We start from the raw sequence: 16,134 nt of genomic DNA on the forward strand, positions 1-16,134 counted from the left end.
GACTACTGCGGGGACACGGCCGGCTTCGACGCCTTGGCGCCGTACGGGCGGAAGAGCCCCTCCTGGACCACCGACACCAGCAGCCTGCCTTCGAGGTCGTAGATGCGGCCGCGGGCCAGGCCCCGGCCGCCGTGGGCGATGGGCGATTCCTGGTCGTACAGGAACCACTCGTCCGTCCGGAACGGCCGGTGGAACCACATGGCGTGGTCGAGGGAGGCCATGTCGAAACCGCGCATGCCCCACAGGGGCTCCACGGGGATGCGCACGGCGTCGAGGAGGGTCATGTCACTGGCGTAGGTGAGGGCGCAGGTGTGCACGAGCGGGTCGTCGCCCAGCGGGCCGACGGCGCGCATCCACACCGCGCTGCGCGGATCGGCGTCCTTGAGCTCCTCGGGAGTCCAGCGGAGCCGGTCCACGTAGCGGATGTCGAAGGGCTGGCGGCGGGCCATCCGCTCCAGTGCCTCCGGCAGCGTGCCCAGGTGCTCGCGGATCTCGTCCACGACCTTCGGGAGCGTGTCCGGGTGCGGGAAGTCGAGGCGGGGAGGCAGCTGGTGCTCGATGCTGCCCTCCTCCGGCTGATGGAAGGAGGCGGTCAGATTGAAGATGGTCTTGCCCTGCTGGACCGCGGTGACCCGGCGGGTGGTGAAGGAGCGCCCGTCGCGCACCCGCTCCACCTGGTACACGATCGGCACGCCGGGGATGCCGGGGCGCAGGAAGTACGAATGGAGGGAATGGACGGGCCGGTCGCCCTCGGTGGTGCGGCCCGCCGCGACCAGCGCCTGGCCGGCGACCTGGCCGCCGAAGACGCGCTGGAGGGACTCCTGGGGACTGACGCCCCGGAAGATGTTGACCTCGATCTGCTCCAGGTCGAGCAGATCGACCAGCCTCTCGGCGGGGTTCGTCATCAGAGGATCTCCACTGTCGGGCCCGGCCGCCGTGAGGGCGCCGGTCGGTTGCGGGTCGGGGGTCGGGCGGAGGGCGCGTACCGGCCCGGGCGGGGCCGGGAGGCGGTCAGAGCTGGCCGAGTTCGCCGACCGAGGTGACGCGCAGGACCGCCCGGCCCTCCTCGTCGGAGGCGGCGAGGTCCACCTCGGCGCTGATGCCCCAGCCATGGTCGCCGTTGGGGTCGGCGAAGGTCTGCCGGACGCGCCACAGGCCGTGCGCCGCGTCCTCCTCGATCTGGAGCAGCTTGGGGCCGCGGGCGTCGGGCCCCGTGCCCAGGTCGTCGTACTCGTCCCAGTAGCCGTCCATGGCCTCGCCCCAGGCGTCGGCGTCCCAGCCGGAGTCGCCGTCGAGCTCGCCCAGCACGTTGACGTGGTCCAGGGCCGCCAGCTCCACCCGGCGGAACATGGCGTTGCGGACCAGGACGCGGAAGGCACGGGAGTTCGCGGTGACCGGCTTGACCTGGTCGGCCTTCTCCTGAGCCTGCTCCGCCGTCTCCACCTCCGGGTTCGCCAGCTGCTCCCACTCGTCGAGCAGGCTGGAGTCGACCTGGCGGACCAGCTCGCCGAGCCACTCGATCAGGTCCTGGAGGTCCTCGGACTTGAGGTCGTCGGGGATGGTGTGGTCCAGGGCCTTGAAGGCGCTCGCCAGGTAGCGCAGCACGATGCCCTCGGTGCGCGCCAGCTCGTAGTACGAGGTGAACTCGCTGAAGGTCATCGCGCGTTCGTACATGTCGCGGATGATCGACTTCGGCGAGACCGGGTGGTCTCGGACCCACGGGTGGCTCTTGCTGTACACGTCGTAGGCGTGCAGGAGCAGCTCTTCAAGGGGCTTGGGATAGGTGATCTCCTGGAGCCGCTCCATCCGCTCCTCGTACTCGACCCCGTCGGCCTTCATCGCGCCCACGGCCATGCCGCGTTCCTTGTTCTGCTGGGCGGCGAGGATCTGGCGCGGGTCGTCCAGGGTGGACTCCACCACCGAGACCATGTCCAGCGCGTAGGAAGGGGACTCCGGGTCCAGCAGGTCGAAGGAGGCCAGCGCGAAGGTGGACAGCGGCTGGTTCAGCGCGAAGTCCTGCTGGAGGTCGACGGTCAGCCGGATCGAGCGGCCCTCGGCGTCCGGGGTGTCGAGCCTCTCGACGACGCCCCCGTCCAGCAGCGAGCGGTAGATGGCGATGGCCCGGCGGATGTGGCGCAGCTGGGCCTTGCGCGGCTCGTGGTTGTCCTCGAGCAGGTGGCGCATCGCCTTGAAGGCGTCGCCGGGCCGGGCGATGACCGACAGGAGCATGATGTTGGTGACCTTGAAGCGCGAGGTCAGCGCTTCGGGGTCGGCGCCGATGAGCTTCTCGAAGGTGGTGTCCGACCAGGCCACGAAACCCTCGGGGGCCTTCTTGCGGACCACCTTGCGGCGCTTCTTCGGATCGTCGCCCGCCTTGGCGAGGGCCTTCTCGTTCTCGATGACGTGCTCGGGCGCCTGGGCCACCACGTAACCGGCGGTGTCGAAGCCGGCCCGGCCGGCGCGGCCGGCGATCTGGTGGAACTCGCGGGCGCGCAGCGTGCGGACCCGGGTGCCGTCGTACTTGGTCAGCGCCGTGAACAGCACCGTGCGGATCGGGACGTTGACCCCGACGCCGAGGGTGTCGGTGCCGCAGATGACCTTCAGCAGACCGGCCTGGGCCAGCTTCTCCACCAGGCGGCGGTACTTGGGCAGCATGCCCGCGTGGTGCACGCCGATGCCGTGGCGGACGTAACGCGAGAGGTTCTGGCCGAACTTCGTGGTGAAGCGGAAATTGCCGATCAGCTCGGCGATCTTGTCCTTCTCCTCGCGGGTACACATGTTGATGCTCATCAGCGACTGTGCCCGCTCGACCGCCTGGGCCTGCGTGAAGTGCACGATGTACACCGGGGCCTGCCGGGTCTCCAGCAGCAGGGTGATGGTGTCGGTGATGGGCGTCGTGACGTACTCGTAGGACAGCGGCACGGGCCGGGTCGCGGAGCGCACCATCGAGGTGGGCCGGCCCGTGCGCCGGGTCAGGTCCTCCTCGAACCGCTTCATGTCGCCGAGCGTCGCCGACATGAGCACGAACTGCGCCTGCGGCAGCTCCAGGATCGGGATCTGCCAGGCCCAGCCGCGGTCCGGCTCCGCATAGAAGTGGAACTCGTCCATCACGACCTGGCCGATGTCGGCGTACTTGCCGTCGCGCAGGGCGATCGAGGCCAGCACCTCGGCGGTGCAGCAGATCACCGGCGCGTCCGAGTTCACGGAGGCGTCGCCGGTCAGCATGCCGACGTTCTCGGTGCCGAAGAGCTTGCACAGGTCGAAGAACTTCTCCGACACCAGCGCCTTGATCGGCGCGGTGTAGAAGGTGACCTTGTCCTGCGCCAGGGCCGTGAAGTGCGCGCCCGCCGCCACCAGGCTCTTGCCGGAGCCGGTCGGGGTGGACAGGATCACGTTCGCGCCCGAGACGACCTCGATCAGCGCTTCCTCCTGGGCCGGGTACAGGGTGATGCCCTGGTCTTCCGCCCACGAGGAGAAAGCCTCGAAGAGGGCATCGGGGTCGGCGTTCGGCGGGAGCTGATCAATGAGGGTCACACCCCCCATCTTGCCTGCCTTCCCCCCGGATCAGGGAACCGGCGGACAGAAGGAAGATCATCGACGGTACGCTGTGCCGTCGATGAGGCCCGAACGACACCGTCGACAGGGCCCGACCAGCACACCACCGGGGCGGGGAACGACCATGATGGGTCCGGCGCACTCACTGTCCGGGGCAGCGGCCTGGCTGGGGGTGGGCGCCGCGGCCGCGGCCGCCGGGCATCCGATGCCCTGGCCGGTCCTCGTCGTCGGCGCGCTCATCTGCGCCGGAGCCGCCCTCGCCCCCGACCTGGACCACAAGTCGGCGACGATCTCCCGCGCCTTCGGTCCGCTCTCCCGGGTCCTGTGCGAGGTGGTCGACAAGATCTCCTACGGGGTCTACAAAGCCACCCGGGCCCCGCGCGACGCCCGCCGCACCGGGGGCCACCGCACCCTGACGCACACCTGGGTCTGGGCCGTCCTGATCGGCGCCGGCTCCTCCGCGATCGCCGTCACCGCGGACCGGTGGGGCGTCCTCGCCCTCCTCTTCGTCCACCTGGTCCTCGCCGTCGAAGGCCTGCTGTGGCGGGCCGCCCGCATGTCCAGCGACGTTCTGGTCTGGCTGCTCGGCGCGACGAGCGCCTGGATACTGGCGGGCGTCCTCGACCAGCCCGGCAACGGCTCAGGCTGGCTCTTCACCGACCCCGGCCAGGAATACCTGTGGCTCGGCCTGCCGATCGTGCTCGGCGCCCTGGTCCACGACATCGGCGACGCGCTGACCGTCTCCGGCTGCCCGATCCTGTGGCCCCTGCCCATCGCGGGCAAGCGCTGGTATCCGATCGGCCCGCCGAAGATGATGCGCTTCCGCGCCGGCAGCTGGGTGGAGCTCAAGGTCCTGATGCCGGTGTTCATGCTCCTGGGCGGAGTCGGCGGAGCCTCCGCCCTCGGCTTCTTCTGACGGACGGACGGGCTGACCGCCTGACCGCCTGACCGCCTGACCCGGTCGTCAATGGGGCGGCCCGCGGCCGGCGCCGTAGCCTTGCCGGATGCCCGACGACATCCTTGCCCTGTGGCCGCTCGCGTCCCCCACCGAGACGGACTGGCTCGCGGAGCTCACCCAGGACGACGGGCTCACCGGCTACGAGGCCCCCGGCCGGCCGGACGCCGCCTGGGTGCTCGGCGGCATGTACGAGCGCGGAGCAAACGCTGCGGATTCCGTCAACCACAGCCAGAGCCGGGACGAGCACCCGGGCCCGGGCTGGGAACGGCTGCGCTGGGCAGACCTGGCCGTCCGCCTCGGAGATCCGGTCGTGCCCCAGGGGATCTACCCCGGCCACGGCTGCTTCCCCTCCGCGAAAGAGGCGGGCCTCTGCGCCGGTTCCGTGGAGTGGCCCGCCGAGGGCAGTCTCGACAGGCCCACGTGGAACCAATTGGTCCGGTTCCTCGCCGCGAACAGCCCCCGGGGAGCGGACACCCCCTGCACGGCGTACTACAGCCCGATGGCCGCGTGGGACTTCGACAGGAAGCACGTCCGTTCCGGGAGGCTGGGCGACGCGCAGGCCCTCTTCGACAACCCGGACATCTGGTACACCCCCTCCAACCTGTGGCCCGAGGACCGCTCCTGGATCGTGTACACGGACTACGACCTCTGGGCCACCAAGGTCTCCGGACCGGAGCGTCTGATCGAAGCGCTGCTCCGCGACCCCGAGATCGAGGCCGTCCGCCTGCCCTGGACCACGTAGGCGGTCCGGGGCGGGCGGTGCGGCGGCGGTCAGCCGTGCCAGGAGCGCCACAGGGCGGCGTACGCGCCGTCGGCCGCAACCAGGGCGTCGTGCGAGCCGAGCTCGGTGATGCGGCCGCCCTCGACCACCGCGATCACGTCCGCGTCGTGCGCGGTGTGCAGCCGGTGCGCGATCGCGATCACCGTGCGGCCGTCCAGCACCCGGGCCAGCGAGCGCTCCAGATGCCGCGCCGCACGCGGGTCCAGCAGCGAGGTGGCCTCGTCCAGCACCAGCGTGTGCGGATCGGCCAGCACCAGCCGGGCCAGCGCGATCTGCTGCGCCTGTGCCGGTGTCAGGGCCGCGGCGCCGGAGCCGACCTCGGTGTCCAGACCGGCGTCCAGCGCCCGCGCCCAGTCCTCCGCGTCGACGGCGCCGAGCGCCGCCCACAGCTCGGTGTCACCGGCCCCCGTACGGGCGAGCCGCAGGTTGTCCCGGAGCGAGCCCACGAACACGTGGTGCTCCTGGTTGACCAGGGCCACGTGCTCGCGCACCCGCTCGGCCGGCATCTGCGACAGCCGCGCCCCGCCGAGGGTGATCTCGCCGGTCCGCGGTGCGTAGATGCCCGCCAGGAGCCGGCCCAGCGTGGACTTGCCTGCGCCCGAGGGCCCGACCAGGGCCATCCGGGTGCCCGGCGGCACCGACATGGACACCTGGTGCAGTACGTCGACTCCCTCGCGGTACCCGAAGTGCACCTGGTCCGCCCGGACGTCCCGGCCGTCCGGGGAGACGGCCGCGTCGCCCGCGTCGGGCTCGATCTCCCGCACGCCCACCAGCCGGGCCAGCGAGACCTGCGCGATCTGCAGCTCGTCGTACCAGCGCAGGATCAGACCGATCGGGTCGACCATCATCTGCGCCAGCAGGGCGCCCGTGGTCAGCTGCCCCACCGACATCCAGCCCTGGATCACGCAGTACCCGCCGATCATCAGCACCGAGCCGAGGATCGTCACGTAGGTGACGTTGACGACGGGGAAGAGGACCGTCCGCAGGAACAGGGTGTACCGCTCCCACGCCGTCCACTCCTTGATCCGCCGCTCCGACAGCTCGATCCGGCGCCCGCCGAGGCGGTGCGCCTCGATGGTGCGGCCCGCGTCCACCGTCTCGGTGAGCACGGCCGCGACCGCCGCGTACCCGGCCGCCTCCGAACGGTAGGCGCGGGGGGCCCGCTTGAAGTACCAGCGGCAGCCGATCACCAGCACCGGCAGCGCCACCAGCGCGGCGAGTGCCAGCGGCGGCGCGGTCACCGCGAGCGCCCCGTAGAGCAGTCCCGCCCACACCACGCCGATGGCGAGCTGCGGCACGGCCTCGCGCATCGCGTTGGCCAGCCGGTCGATGTCCGTGGTGATCCGCGACAGGAGGTCGCCGGTGCCCGCGCGCTCCAGCACGCCCGGCGGCAGGCCCACCGACCGCACGAGGAAGTCCTCGCGCAGGTCGGCCAGCATCTCCTCGCCGAGCATCGCCCCGCGCAGCCGGACCAGTCGCACGAACACGGTCTGGACGCCGAGCGCCAGCGCGAACAGCAGCCCCACCCGGCCCAGATGGAGTTCGCGGGCCCCTTCGGAGAGCCGGTCCACGACCTGGCCCAGCAGGTACGGGCCGACCATGGAGGCGATCACCGCGACCGTGTTGACCCCCACCAGGACCAGGAAGGCCCGCCGGTGGCGGCGGAACAGGCCGCGCACGTAGCCCCGTACGGTCGCCGAGCTGCCCACGGGCAGGGTCGCGGCCGTTTCCGGGGCGGCCGGATCGTACTCCGGCGGCGCCACGCCGATCATGCGGATTCCTCGATCTCTGTCCGTACGGATTCCAGCCGCGGGAGCCGCTGTTCTTCGTCGGCCCGCTGCTCTTCCGCGGTCCGCTGTTCTACCTCGGTCCGCTGTTCTTCCTCTGTCTCGCGCGTGACGACGGCCCGGTAGCGCGGATCGCCGTGCAGCAGCTCGCGGTGCGTGCCGCTCGCCGCCGCCTTGCCCTCGTGGATCAGGACGACCCGGTCGGCGCGGTCCAGCAGCAGCGGCGAGGAGGCCAGTACCACCGTCGTGCGCCCGGTGCGCAGGGCCGAGATCCCGTCCGCGATCCTGGCCTCGGTGTGCGAGTCCACCGCCGAGGTCGGCTCGTCCAGCACCAGTACCTCGGGGTCGGTCACCAGGGACCGCGCCAGGGCCAGCCGCTGGCGCTGCCCGCCGGACAGCGAGCGGCCGCGCTCGGTGATCCGCGCGTCCATCGGGTCGTCCACCCCGTCCGGGGCGGACTGCAGCAGGGCATCCAGCACGTCCGCGCACTGGGCCGCCGCGAGCGCCGCCGGCGCTTCGACCGCTCCGGACGCGGGTACGTCGAACAGCTCGCGCAGGGTCCCCGACAGCAGCACCGGATCCTTGTCCTGTACGAGGACCAGGGTGCGCGCGGTGTCGAGCGCCAGCTCGTCCAGCGCGACCCCGCCCAGGAGGACGGAGGGCCCGGCCGCAGCGTCCATCGGGTGCCCTCCCAGGCGTTCGGCGAGCCGGCCCGCCAGGTCGGGGTCCCCGCACACCACGGCGGTGAACCGGCCCGCCGGGACCAGCATCCCGGTCTCGGGGTCGTACAGGTCCCCGCCGGGGGACGGGGTCCGCGGCACCTCGGTGACGACGACCGGCTCCGTACCGGCCTCCGCCTCCGTACCGGACTCCGCCTGCGGGTCGGTCCGGGTCAGCGACAGCACCCGGGCGGCCCGTTTGGCGGAGGGACGGGAGAAGGAGTACGCCATCGCGATCTCCTCGAAGTGGCGCAGCGGGTAGAGCATGGTCGCCACCGCGCTGAAGGCGGCGACGAGTTCGCCGACGTCCAGCCGGCCGTCCAGGACGAGCGCCGATCCGTACCAGACCACGGTGACCAGCAGCGCGCCGGGCAGCAGCACCTGGATGGCGGAGATCAGCGCCCACATCCGGGCACTGTGCACCGCTGCTTCGCGGACCTGCTGCGAGGCCTCGCGGTAGCGGCCGAGGAACAGTTCCTCGCCGCCGATGCCGCGCAGCACCCGCAGTCCCGCCACGGTGTCGGAGGCCAGTTCGGTGGCCTTGCCGGCCTTCTCCCGCTGGACGTCCGCACGTCGGGTGGCGCGCGGCAGCAGCGGCAGCACGGCCAGGGCGAGCACGGGCATGCCGATGGCCACGACCACGCCGATCGTGGGCGCGTAGAAGAGCAGGGCCACACAGCCGAGGACCAGGGTCAGGGCGGCGGCCAGGAAGCGGGAGACCGCCTCGACGAACCAGCCGATCTTCTCCACGTCGCCCGTGGAGACGGCCACCACCTCGCCCGCCGCGACCCGCCGGGTCAGGGCGGAGCCCAGCTCGGCGGTCCTGCGGGCGAGCAGCTGCTGGACCCGCGCGGCGGCGGTGATCCAGTTGGTGACGGCCGTGCGGTGCAGCATCGCGTCGCCGACCGAGATCGCGACGCCGAGCAGCGCGATCAGGCCGCCGACCCACAGCAGCCGGGCGCCGTCGCGGTCGACGACCGCGTCGATGCCCAGGCCCACGGTGTACGGCAGCCCCGCGATGCCGCCGAAGTGCAGGAGCCCCCAGCACAGGCTTTTGGCCTGTCCGCCGAGTTGGCCCCGCCCCAGCCACCAGAGGAAGCGGGGGCCGGATCGAGCGTCCGGTACCCCTGGGTCCGGATACGGAAGATCGCTGATCTGCATGACGCCCCATGACTGGTCGAGTGTTCCAAACCGTGCAAGGTTCGCGTTCCGGACTGGTCCGGGGCAATCGATTTTCCGTTGGCCGGAGCGCTTCGCCGCAGGGTCTGCTCACCCGGCGAGCGCGAACCATCCCTCATTGCAGCCGTGTTGCAGGTTCGTGGCCATCCGGGCGAGGAGGTTCCCGCAGGTGGGGGCCGCCTTCTACGGTCCGTCGGGAATCACGACCAAGGAGTGTCCCGCCATGCCCCTCGACCTGTCGGACGAGAGCCAGTACGACCGTGCGCGCCTGCGGCAGTGGGCGCGCGGCCGCGCCCGCTCCTCCGGGGTGGACCGCCGCGACCTGCTGAAGCTGTTCGCCGCGGGGACCGCCGCCGGCTCTCTGGGCCTGGGCGCCGCCGGAACCGCCGAAGCCTCCGCAACGGGCCCGACCGGGAACGGAGCCGCCGGTGGCGCCACGACGACCGCCGCCGCCGCGCCCGGGACCGTGAAGCCGCTTCCGCCGGAGCTGTTCACCATCCGGGGCACCAACGCCGAGACGAACTTCGCCGCCCTGCGCGGCACGGGCCCCCTGACCCCCATCGACCGGTTCTTCGTACGCAACCACACCGTGACCCCGCGCCTCGACGCGCACGACTGGCGGCTGAAGGTGTGGGGCGACGCCCTGACCGGCGGGCCGGTCGAATTCTCCTACGACCGGCTGCGCTCGCTGCCGGCGGTCGAGCGGACCCTGTTCATCGAGTGCGCGGGCAACGGCCGCAGCTTCTACACCACCCAGCAGGGCCAGCAGGTGACCGGGACCGCGTGGACCCTCGGCGCGATCGGCGTGGCCCACTGGCGCGGCGCCCGGCTGTCCGACGTCCTGAGGCGGGCGGGCCTGACCCGCACGGCCGTGGACGTACTGCCCCGCGGGCTGGACGACGAGGTCGTCACGAACGGGGTGAACCTGGGCCGGGTGCGGCGCCCGCTGCCCGTCTCCAAGGCCCTCGACGACGTGATCCTCGCGTACGAGATGAACGGCGAGCCGCTGCCGCCCGACCACGGCGGTCCGGTCCGGGTGGTCGTGCCGAACTGGATCGGGATCTCCTCGATCAAGTGGGTCGGGGACATCGAGGTGAGCGGGCAGCCCCTCTACACACCGTGGAACACCGACCTGTACCGGCTGTTCGGGCCCGACCAGCCCCCGCAGGGCAGTGCCCCGCTGACCCGCCAGACCCTCAAGAGCGCCTTCGAGCTGGAGCACGGCGCGACCGTTCCCGCCCACCGGACGCGGCTGCTGACCGGGCGCTCGTGGTCGGGCGCGGCGGCCGTGCACCGGGTGGAGGTCAGTACCGACGGCGGGGGCCGCTGGCAGCGGGCCCGGCTGCACGACGCCCCGCGCCGGGGCGGCTGGGTGCGCTGGTCACTGCCGTGGACCCCGCGGGCCACCGGTCCGACCGCGCTGCTCGCGCGGGCCACCGACACCACCGGACGGACCCAGCCGGCGACCACGCCCCACAACACGCAGGGCTACCTGTTCGACGCGGTGGTGCACCACCAGGTGACCGTGGTCTGACCGGAACGGCCGAGCGGGCCGCGCCACCCGCCCCTACGGGCGGGTGGCGCGTTCCAGTTCCAGCAGCGCCGAGTAGTAGCTGCGGCCCGTGGCCCGGTCCATGCCCACCTCGCACATCCGGTTCGCCGACAGGTGCGCGTCGAACTCCCGCGCCGTCACCTCGGCGGCCTCGCGCGCCGTCGCCGACTCCGTCAGCTCCGGATGCAGCATGCCGCGGTCGCCCGCGAAGGCGCAGCACCCCGCGTCGTACGGGACCACCACCTCGTCGGCGCAGGCCTCGGCCACCGCCCGCAGCTGCGCCTCGTCGTCCAGGTGCCGCATCGAACAGGTGGGGTGGAGCACCGCCGAGCCCACCGTGCGCCGGACCTCCAGGTGCGGCAGCAGTTCCTCGGCCGCCCAGACGATGGAGTCGACGATCCGCAGCTCGGCGTGGAGTGCCCGGTTGTCGTCCGTCAGGTACGGGACCACCTCGTGCGCGATGCCCAGGGTGCAGGAGGACGCGTCGACCACGAGGGGCAGCCGTCCGCCGGCCGTCCAGCCCCAGGCGGCTTCCACGATCCGGTTGGCCATCACCCGGTTGCCGGCGTCGTACCCCTTGGAGTGCCAGATCGTCGCGCAGCAGGTGCCCCGGACGTCCCCGGGGATCCACACCGGCCGGCCCGCCCGCTCCGACACGGCCACCACGGCCTCGGGCAGGGAGGGCCCGGACGCGCCGTCGGGTCCGCCGAAGATCCGGTTGACGCAGGCCGGGTAGTAGACCGCGGCGGCGCCCACGCGCCGGGTGGCGGGCAGCTTGCGGGCCGCGGCGCCGGGGATCTGCGGCAGCCACTCGGGGACCAGGTCGGGGCGTACGGCCTTGCGCGCGGCCCCCGTCACGGCCTGCAGGATCCGGTCCCCGACGGTGTCGGTGATCTTGTCGGCGGCGGCCACGGCCAGCCGGGCGGCGACTTCGACGGCGCCGAACCGCAGGGCTGCGAGCTCGGCCGTGCGCTCCTCGCGCGGGCTGTGCCGGCGGTGGCGGAAGTCCTTCATCAGGGCGCCGGTGTCGATGCCGACGGGGCAGGCGAGCTTGCAGGTGGAGTCCCCGGCGCAGGTGTCCACGGCGTCGTACCCGTAGGCGCCGAGCAGTCCGTCGAGCACGGGGGAGCCGGGCTGCTGGCGCATCATCTCGCGGCGCAGCACGATCCGCTGGCGCGGGGTGGTCGTCAGGTCCTCGCTGGGGCAGGTCGGTTCGCAGAACCCGCACTCGATGCAGGGGTCGGCGACGGCCTCCACCTGCGGGATGGTCTTGAGGCCGCGCAGGTGGGCCCTCGGATCGCGGTCCAGGAGGATCCGCGGGGCCAGCACCAGGTCGGGGTCGACGACCCGCTTGGTGCGCCACATCATCTCGGTGGCCCGGGGTCCCCACTCCAGTTCCAGGAAGGGGGCCATGTTGCGGCCGGTGGAGTGCTCGGCCTTCAGGGAGCCGTCGAAGCGCTCCACGGTGAGCCGGCAGAAGGCGTCCATGAACGCGGCGTACCGCTCCACGTCCGCGGGCCGGGCGGCGTCGAAGGCGAGCAGGAAGTGCAGGTTGCCGTGGGCGGCGTGGCCGGCGACGGCGGCGTCGAAGCCGTGCTCCGCCTGGAGTTCGAGGAGGGCCTCGCAGGCCTCGGCCAGCCGCGACGGGGGGACCGCGAAGTCCTCGGTGATCAGGGTGGTGCCGGAGGCGCGGGCGCCGCCGACGGCGGTGACGAAGGCCTTGCGTGCCTTCCAGTAGCCGGAGATGGTCTTGGGGTCGCGGGTGAAGGCATTGGTCACCGAGGCCACCGGGGTCACCAGGTCCAGCCCGGCCAGCACCTCGGCGGCCCGCCGCTCGTACTCCGTGCGGCCGGCCTCGTCGGGGGCCCGGAACTCGACCAGCAGCGCGGTGGTGTCCTTGGGCAGGGCGGCCCAGTCGGCGGGGACGCCCGCGACGCTCACCGAGGCGCGCAGGGTGTTTCCGTCCATGAGCTCGACGGCCAGCGCCCCCGCCTCGTTGAAGAGCGGTACGGCGGCGGCCGCGGTGGGCAGCGAGGGGAAGAAGAGCAGGGCGCTGGTGAGCTCGCGGTCCAGCGGCAGCGTGTCGAAGACGACCTCGGCGATGAAGCCGAGCGTGCCCTCGGAGCCGACCATCAGCCCGCGCAGGATCTCCACCGGGGTGGCGCCGTCGAGGTAGGCGTCGAGGCGGTAGCCGGTGGTGTTCTTGATCTCGTACTTGGCCCGGATGCGGGCGACGAGCTCCGGATCGGCCTCGATCTCCTTCTTGATCTCCATCAGGCCGTGGCACAGGGCGGGCTCGGCGTGCGCCAGCTCCTCGTCGGCGAGCGGATCGGCCGTGTCCACGACGGTGCCGCTCGGCAGGACGAAGGTGAGGGAGGACAGGGTGCGGTACGAGTTCCTCGTGGTGCCCGCCGTCATGCCGGAGGCGTTGTTCGCGACGACTCCGCCGAGGGTGCAGGCGATGGCGCTGGCCGGGTCCGGGCCGAGGACGCGGCCGTGCCGGGCGAGCGCGGCGTTGGCGCGGACGACGGTGGTGCCGGGCCGGATCCGGGCCCGCAGGCCCTCGTCGAGCACCTCGACCCCGGCCCAGTGGCGGCGGACGTCGACGAGGATGTCCTCGCCCTGGGCCTGACCGTTGAGGGAGGTCCCGGCAGCCCGGAAGACCACCTCGCGCTGTTTGCCGTGGGCGTAGGACAGGACGGCGGAGACGTCGTCGATGTCCTCGGCGACCACGACGACCTGCGGCAGGAAGCGGTACGGGGAGGCGTCGGAGGCGTACCGGACCAGGTCGGAGATGCCCGAGAGCACCTTGTCGGCGCCCAGCAGCTCGGCCAGCTCGCTCCGCAGCGGCTCGGGGGTGCCCGTCGCGGCGCGGTCGGGCAACCGGTCGGGGGCGGGGCCGCTGATGGTGCGCGGGCGCAGGGCCCCCGGCTTCGGTTCCAGCAGTGGCATCTGAAGCCCCTCAACTCGCGCCGTGTCGGTCGTTCTCACTCGTTCGGCGCAGCCCCGGCCCGGTCCCGGCCGGACCGTCGCCCGTCAGCAGCCGTGCTCCGCCGGAGCGTCCGTCAGAGCGTTCAGCAGGCCGCCGAGCACCTCGCGCTGATCGGCGGTCAATGGAGCCAGGATCTCCTCTGCGGCTCCGGTTCGCGCGTTGCGCAGGCGGCGCAGCGTGGCGCGGCCGGTGTCGGTGAGCTCGATCCTTATGACACGGCGGTTCGCCGGGTCGGGCACGCGGCGGACGCAGTCGGCGCTCTCCAGGCCGTCGACCAGTGTGGTCACGGCACGGGGCACCACCTCCAGGCGGGCGGCGAGATCCGCCATCCGGGGCGGCTGCACCGCGGAGAGGTGCGCGACGGTGCGCAGCAGCCGGGACTGGGCCGGGGTGATGCCGAGAGGCTCCAGATGGCGCTTCTGGATGCGGTGGAGGCGCCGGGTCAGGCGCAGCAGCTGCTCGGCGAGCACGCTGTCCGTGGTGTCGGTGCCGTCGGTGGTCTCGGGAGCGGTGCTCATGCTGCGGTCCTCATAATGGGAACGATATCAGGACCAGATTCATTGTGAGTATAGGTAACAATGAGCTATGCTCATTCGAGTCTCGTCACCTGTCATGAAGGAGGCCCATGCGCCCCAAAGAACCCGAGTGGGAACCCTCGAAAGAATCTCTCGACCCCAGTGGTCCCGCCCCGGACGAGCGGCCGCGCGAGCTGCGCCGCATCGTCGGCCTCTTCCGGCCCTACCGGGGACGTCTCGCGGTCGTCGGCGTCCTGGTCGCCGCCTCCTCCCTGGTCGGAGTCGCCACCCCCTTCCTGCTGAAGGAGGTCCTCGACGTCGCGATCCCGCAGGGCCGTACCGGGCTGCTCAGCCTGCTCGCCCTCGGCATGATCGCGACTGCGGTCGTCACCAGCATCTTCGGCGTGCTCCAGACCCTGATATCCACCACCGTCGGCCAGCGCGTCATGCACGATCTGCGCACCGCCGTCTACGCACAGCTCCAGCGGATGCCGCTGGCCTTCTTCACCCGTACGCGCACCGGCGAGGTGCAGTCCCGCATCGCCAATGACATCGGCGGCATGCAGGCCACGGTCACCTCCACGGCGACCTCCCTCGTCTCGAACGCGACGGCCGTCATCGCCTCCGTCGTCGCGATGCTCGCGCTCGACTGGCGGCTCACGCTCGTCTCGCTCGCCCTGCTGCCCGTCTTCGTGTGGATCAGCCGCCGCGTCGGCGGCGAGCGCAAGAAGATCACCGCGCAGCGCCAGAAGCAGATGGCCGCGATGGCCGCGACGGTCACCGAGTCCCTGTCGGTCAGCGGCATCCTCCTCGGCCGCACCATGGGCCGCGCCGATTCGCTCACCACCTCCTTCGCGGAGGAGTCCGAGAAGCTCGTCGACCTCGAAGTGCGCTCCAGCATGGCCGGACGCTGGCGGATGTCCACCATCGGCATCGTCATGGCCGCCATGCCCGCGCTCATCTACTGGGCGGCCGGCATAGCCCTGCAGACCGGAGCCCCCTCGCTCTCGGTCGGCACCCTCGTCGCCTTCGTCACCCTCCAGCAGGGCCTGTTCCGGCCCGCCGTGAGCCTGCTGTCGACCGGCGTCCAGATCCAGACCTCCCTGGCGCTCTTCGCCCGCATCTTCGAGTACCTCGACCTGCCGGTGGACATCACCGAGCGCGAGGAACCCGTCCGCCTCGACCGCGCCAAGGGCGAGGTCCGCCTGGAGGACGTCCACTTCGCCTACGACGCCAAGAGCGGCCCCACCCTGACGGGCATCGACATCACGGTCCCGGCCGGCGGTTCCCTCGCGGTGGTCGGCCCGACCGGCTCCGGCAAGAGCACGCTGAGCTACCTCGTGCCCCGGCTCTACGACGTCACCGGCGGCCGGGTCGCCCTCGACGGCGTCGACGTGCGCGACCTCGACTTCGACTCCCTGGCCCGCTCCATCGGCGTGGTCTCCCAGGAGACCTACCTCTTCCACGCCTCCGTCGCCGACAACCTGCGCTTCGCCAAGCCGGACGCCACCGACGAGGAGATAGCCGAGGCGGCCCGCGCGGCCCAGATCCACGACCACATCGAGTCCCTGCCCGACGGGTACGACACCCTGGTCGGCGAGCGCGGCTACCGGTTCTCCGGCGGGGAGAAGCAGCGCCTGGCCATCGCGCGCACCATCCTGCGCGACCCGCCGGTGCTGATCCTCGACGAGGCCACCAGCGCCCTGGACACCCGCACCGAGCACGCCGTGCAGCGCGCCATCGACAACCTCTCCCAGGGCCGCACCACCATCACCATCGCCCACCGGCTCTCCACCGTCCGCGACGCCGACCAGATCGTGGTGCTCGACGGAGGCCGGATAGCGGAGCGCGGCACCCACGAGGAACTGCTGAAGGCCGACGGCCGGTATGCCGCCCTCGTCCGCCGCGACCAGGAGAGCGTGCTCAAGCCGGAGACCGCGGCCTCCGGCGGGCTCCTGTCCGGGGCCCTGGCATCCGAGATCCGCACGGCGGGTCTGCTGAAGCCCGGGACGTTCAAGCCGGACACCCTGCGCGGTACCGAGCCGATCCCGGTGAACGTGTGATCGTATGACCGGCACACGGGTCGGATGTCGGGA

General features: G+C 72.1%; 10 protein-coding genes. 4 read left to right on the forward strand and 6 right to left on the reverse strand.

What is annotated here, in order from left to right; genetic code table 11:
- Positions 1 to 2: 2 nt before the first annotated feature.
- A complete protein-coding gene (locus ACFWNV_RS04365) occupies positions 3 to 905 on the reverse strand; it encodes an acyl-CoA thioesterase (RefSeq protein ID WP_383940280.1) in 903 nt (300 codons plus the stop codon).
- 106 nt (positions 906 to 1,011) lie between these two features.
- A complete protein-coding gene (locus ACFWNV_RS04370; RefSeq protein ID WP_383940282.1) occupies positions 1,012 to 3,534 on the reverse strand; it encodes a DEAD/DEAH box helicase in 2,523 nt (840 codons plus the stop codon).
- Positions 3,535 to 3,679: 145 nt separating this feature from the next.
- Here ACFWNV_RS04370 and ACFWNV_RS04375 point away from each other — a divergent pair, with 145 nt between their 5' ends.
- Positions 3,680 to 4,471 carry a metal-dependent hydrolase gene (locus ACFWNV_RS04375; RefSeq protein ID WP_383940285.1) on the forward strand — a complete coding sequence of 264 codons (792 nt, stop codon included), beginning with the start codon at positions 3,680 to 3,682 and terminating at the stop codon, positions 4,469 to 4,471.
- A gap of 88 nt (positions 4,472 to 4,559) precedes the next feature.
- Positions 4,560 to 5,255: a hypothetical protein gene (locus tag ACFWNV_RS04380; RefSeq protein ID WP_383940287.1), complete on the forward strand. Its 696-nt coding sequence runs from the start codon at positions 4,560 to 4,562 to the stop codon at positions 5,253 to 5,255.
- Positions 5,256 to 5,284: 29 nt separating this feature from the next.
- Here the strand turns inward: ACFWNV_RS04380 and ACFWNV_RS04385 are convergent, their stop codons facing one another.
- On the reverse strand, positions 5,285 to 7,066 hold the full coding sequence (locus ACFWNV_RS04385) for an ABC transporter ATP-binding protein (protein WP_383940290.1): 1,782 nt from the start codon (positions 7,064 to 7,066) through the stop codon (positions 5,285 to 5,287).
- Complete coding sequence (locus ACFWNV_RS04390) at positions 7,063 to 8,961, reverse strand: ABC transporter transmembrane domain-containing protein (protein ID WP_383940293.1); 1,899 nt, start codon at positions 8,959 to 8,961, stop codon at positions 7,063 to 7,065. Before ACFWNV_RS04390 ends, ACFWNV_RS04385 begins: the two co-directional genes overlap by 4 nt.
- A gap of 241 nt (positions 8,962 to 9,202) precedes the next feature.
- Here ACFWNV_RS04390 and ACFWNV_RS04395 point away from each other — a divergent pair, with 241 nt between their 5' ends.
- Positions 9,203 to 10,513: a sulfite oxidase gene (locus ACFWNV_RS04395; RefSeq protein WP_383940296.1), complete on the forward strand. Its 1,311-nt coding sequence runs from the start codon at positions 9,203 to 9,205 to the stop codon at positions 10,511 to 10,513.
- 33 nt (positions 10,514 to 10,546) lie between these two features.
- Here ACFWNV_RS04395 and ACFWNV_RS04400 read toward each other — a convergent pair whose 3' ends face one another.
- Both ACFWNV_RS04400 and ACFWNV_RS04405 read right to left on the reverse strand, forming a co-directional pair.
- A complete protein-coding gene (locus ACFWNV_RS04400) occupies positions 10,547 to 13,483 on the reverse strand; it encodes an FAD-binding and (Fe-S)-binding domain-containing protein (protein ID WP_383940298.1) in 2,937 nt (978 codons plus the stop codon).
- 84 nt (positions 13,484 to 13,567) lie between these two features.
- Positions 13,568 to 14,041, reverse strand: a complete 474-nt coding sequence (locus tag ACFWNV_RS04405) for a MarR family winged helix-turn-helix transcriptional regulator (protein ID WP_383940300.1) — start codon at positions 14,039 to 14,041, stop codon at positions 13,568 to 13,570.
- 107 nt (positions 14,042 to 14,148) lie between these two features.
- On the opposite strand from ACFWNV_RS04405, the gene ACFWNV_RS04410 reads away from it, so the two are divergent.
- Positions 14,149 to 16,101: an ABC transporter ATP-binding protein gene (locus tag ACFWNV_RS04410; RefSeq protein WP_383940303.1), complete on the forward strand. Its 1,953-nt coding sequence runs from the start codon at positions 14,149 to 14,151 to the stop codon at positions 16,099 to 16,101.
- Positions 16,102 to 16,134 lie beyond the last annotated feature (33 nt).

It is taken from the genome of Streptomyces sp. NPDC058401, assembly GCF_042722885.1.
Taxonomy (GTDB): Bacteria; Actinomycetota; Actinomycetes; order Streptomycetales; family Streptomycetaceae; genus Streptomyces.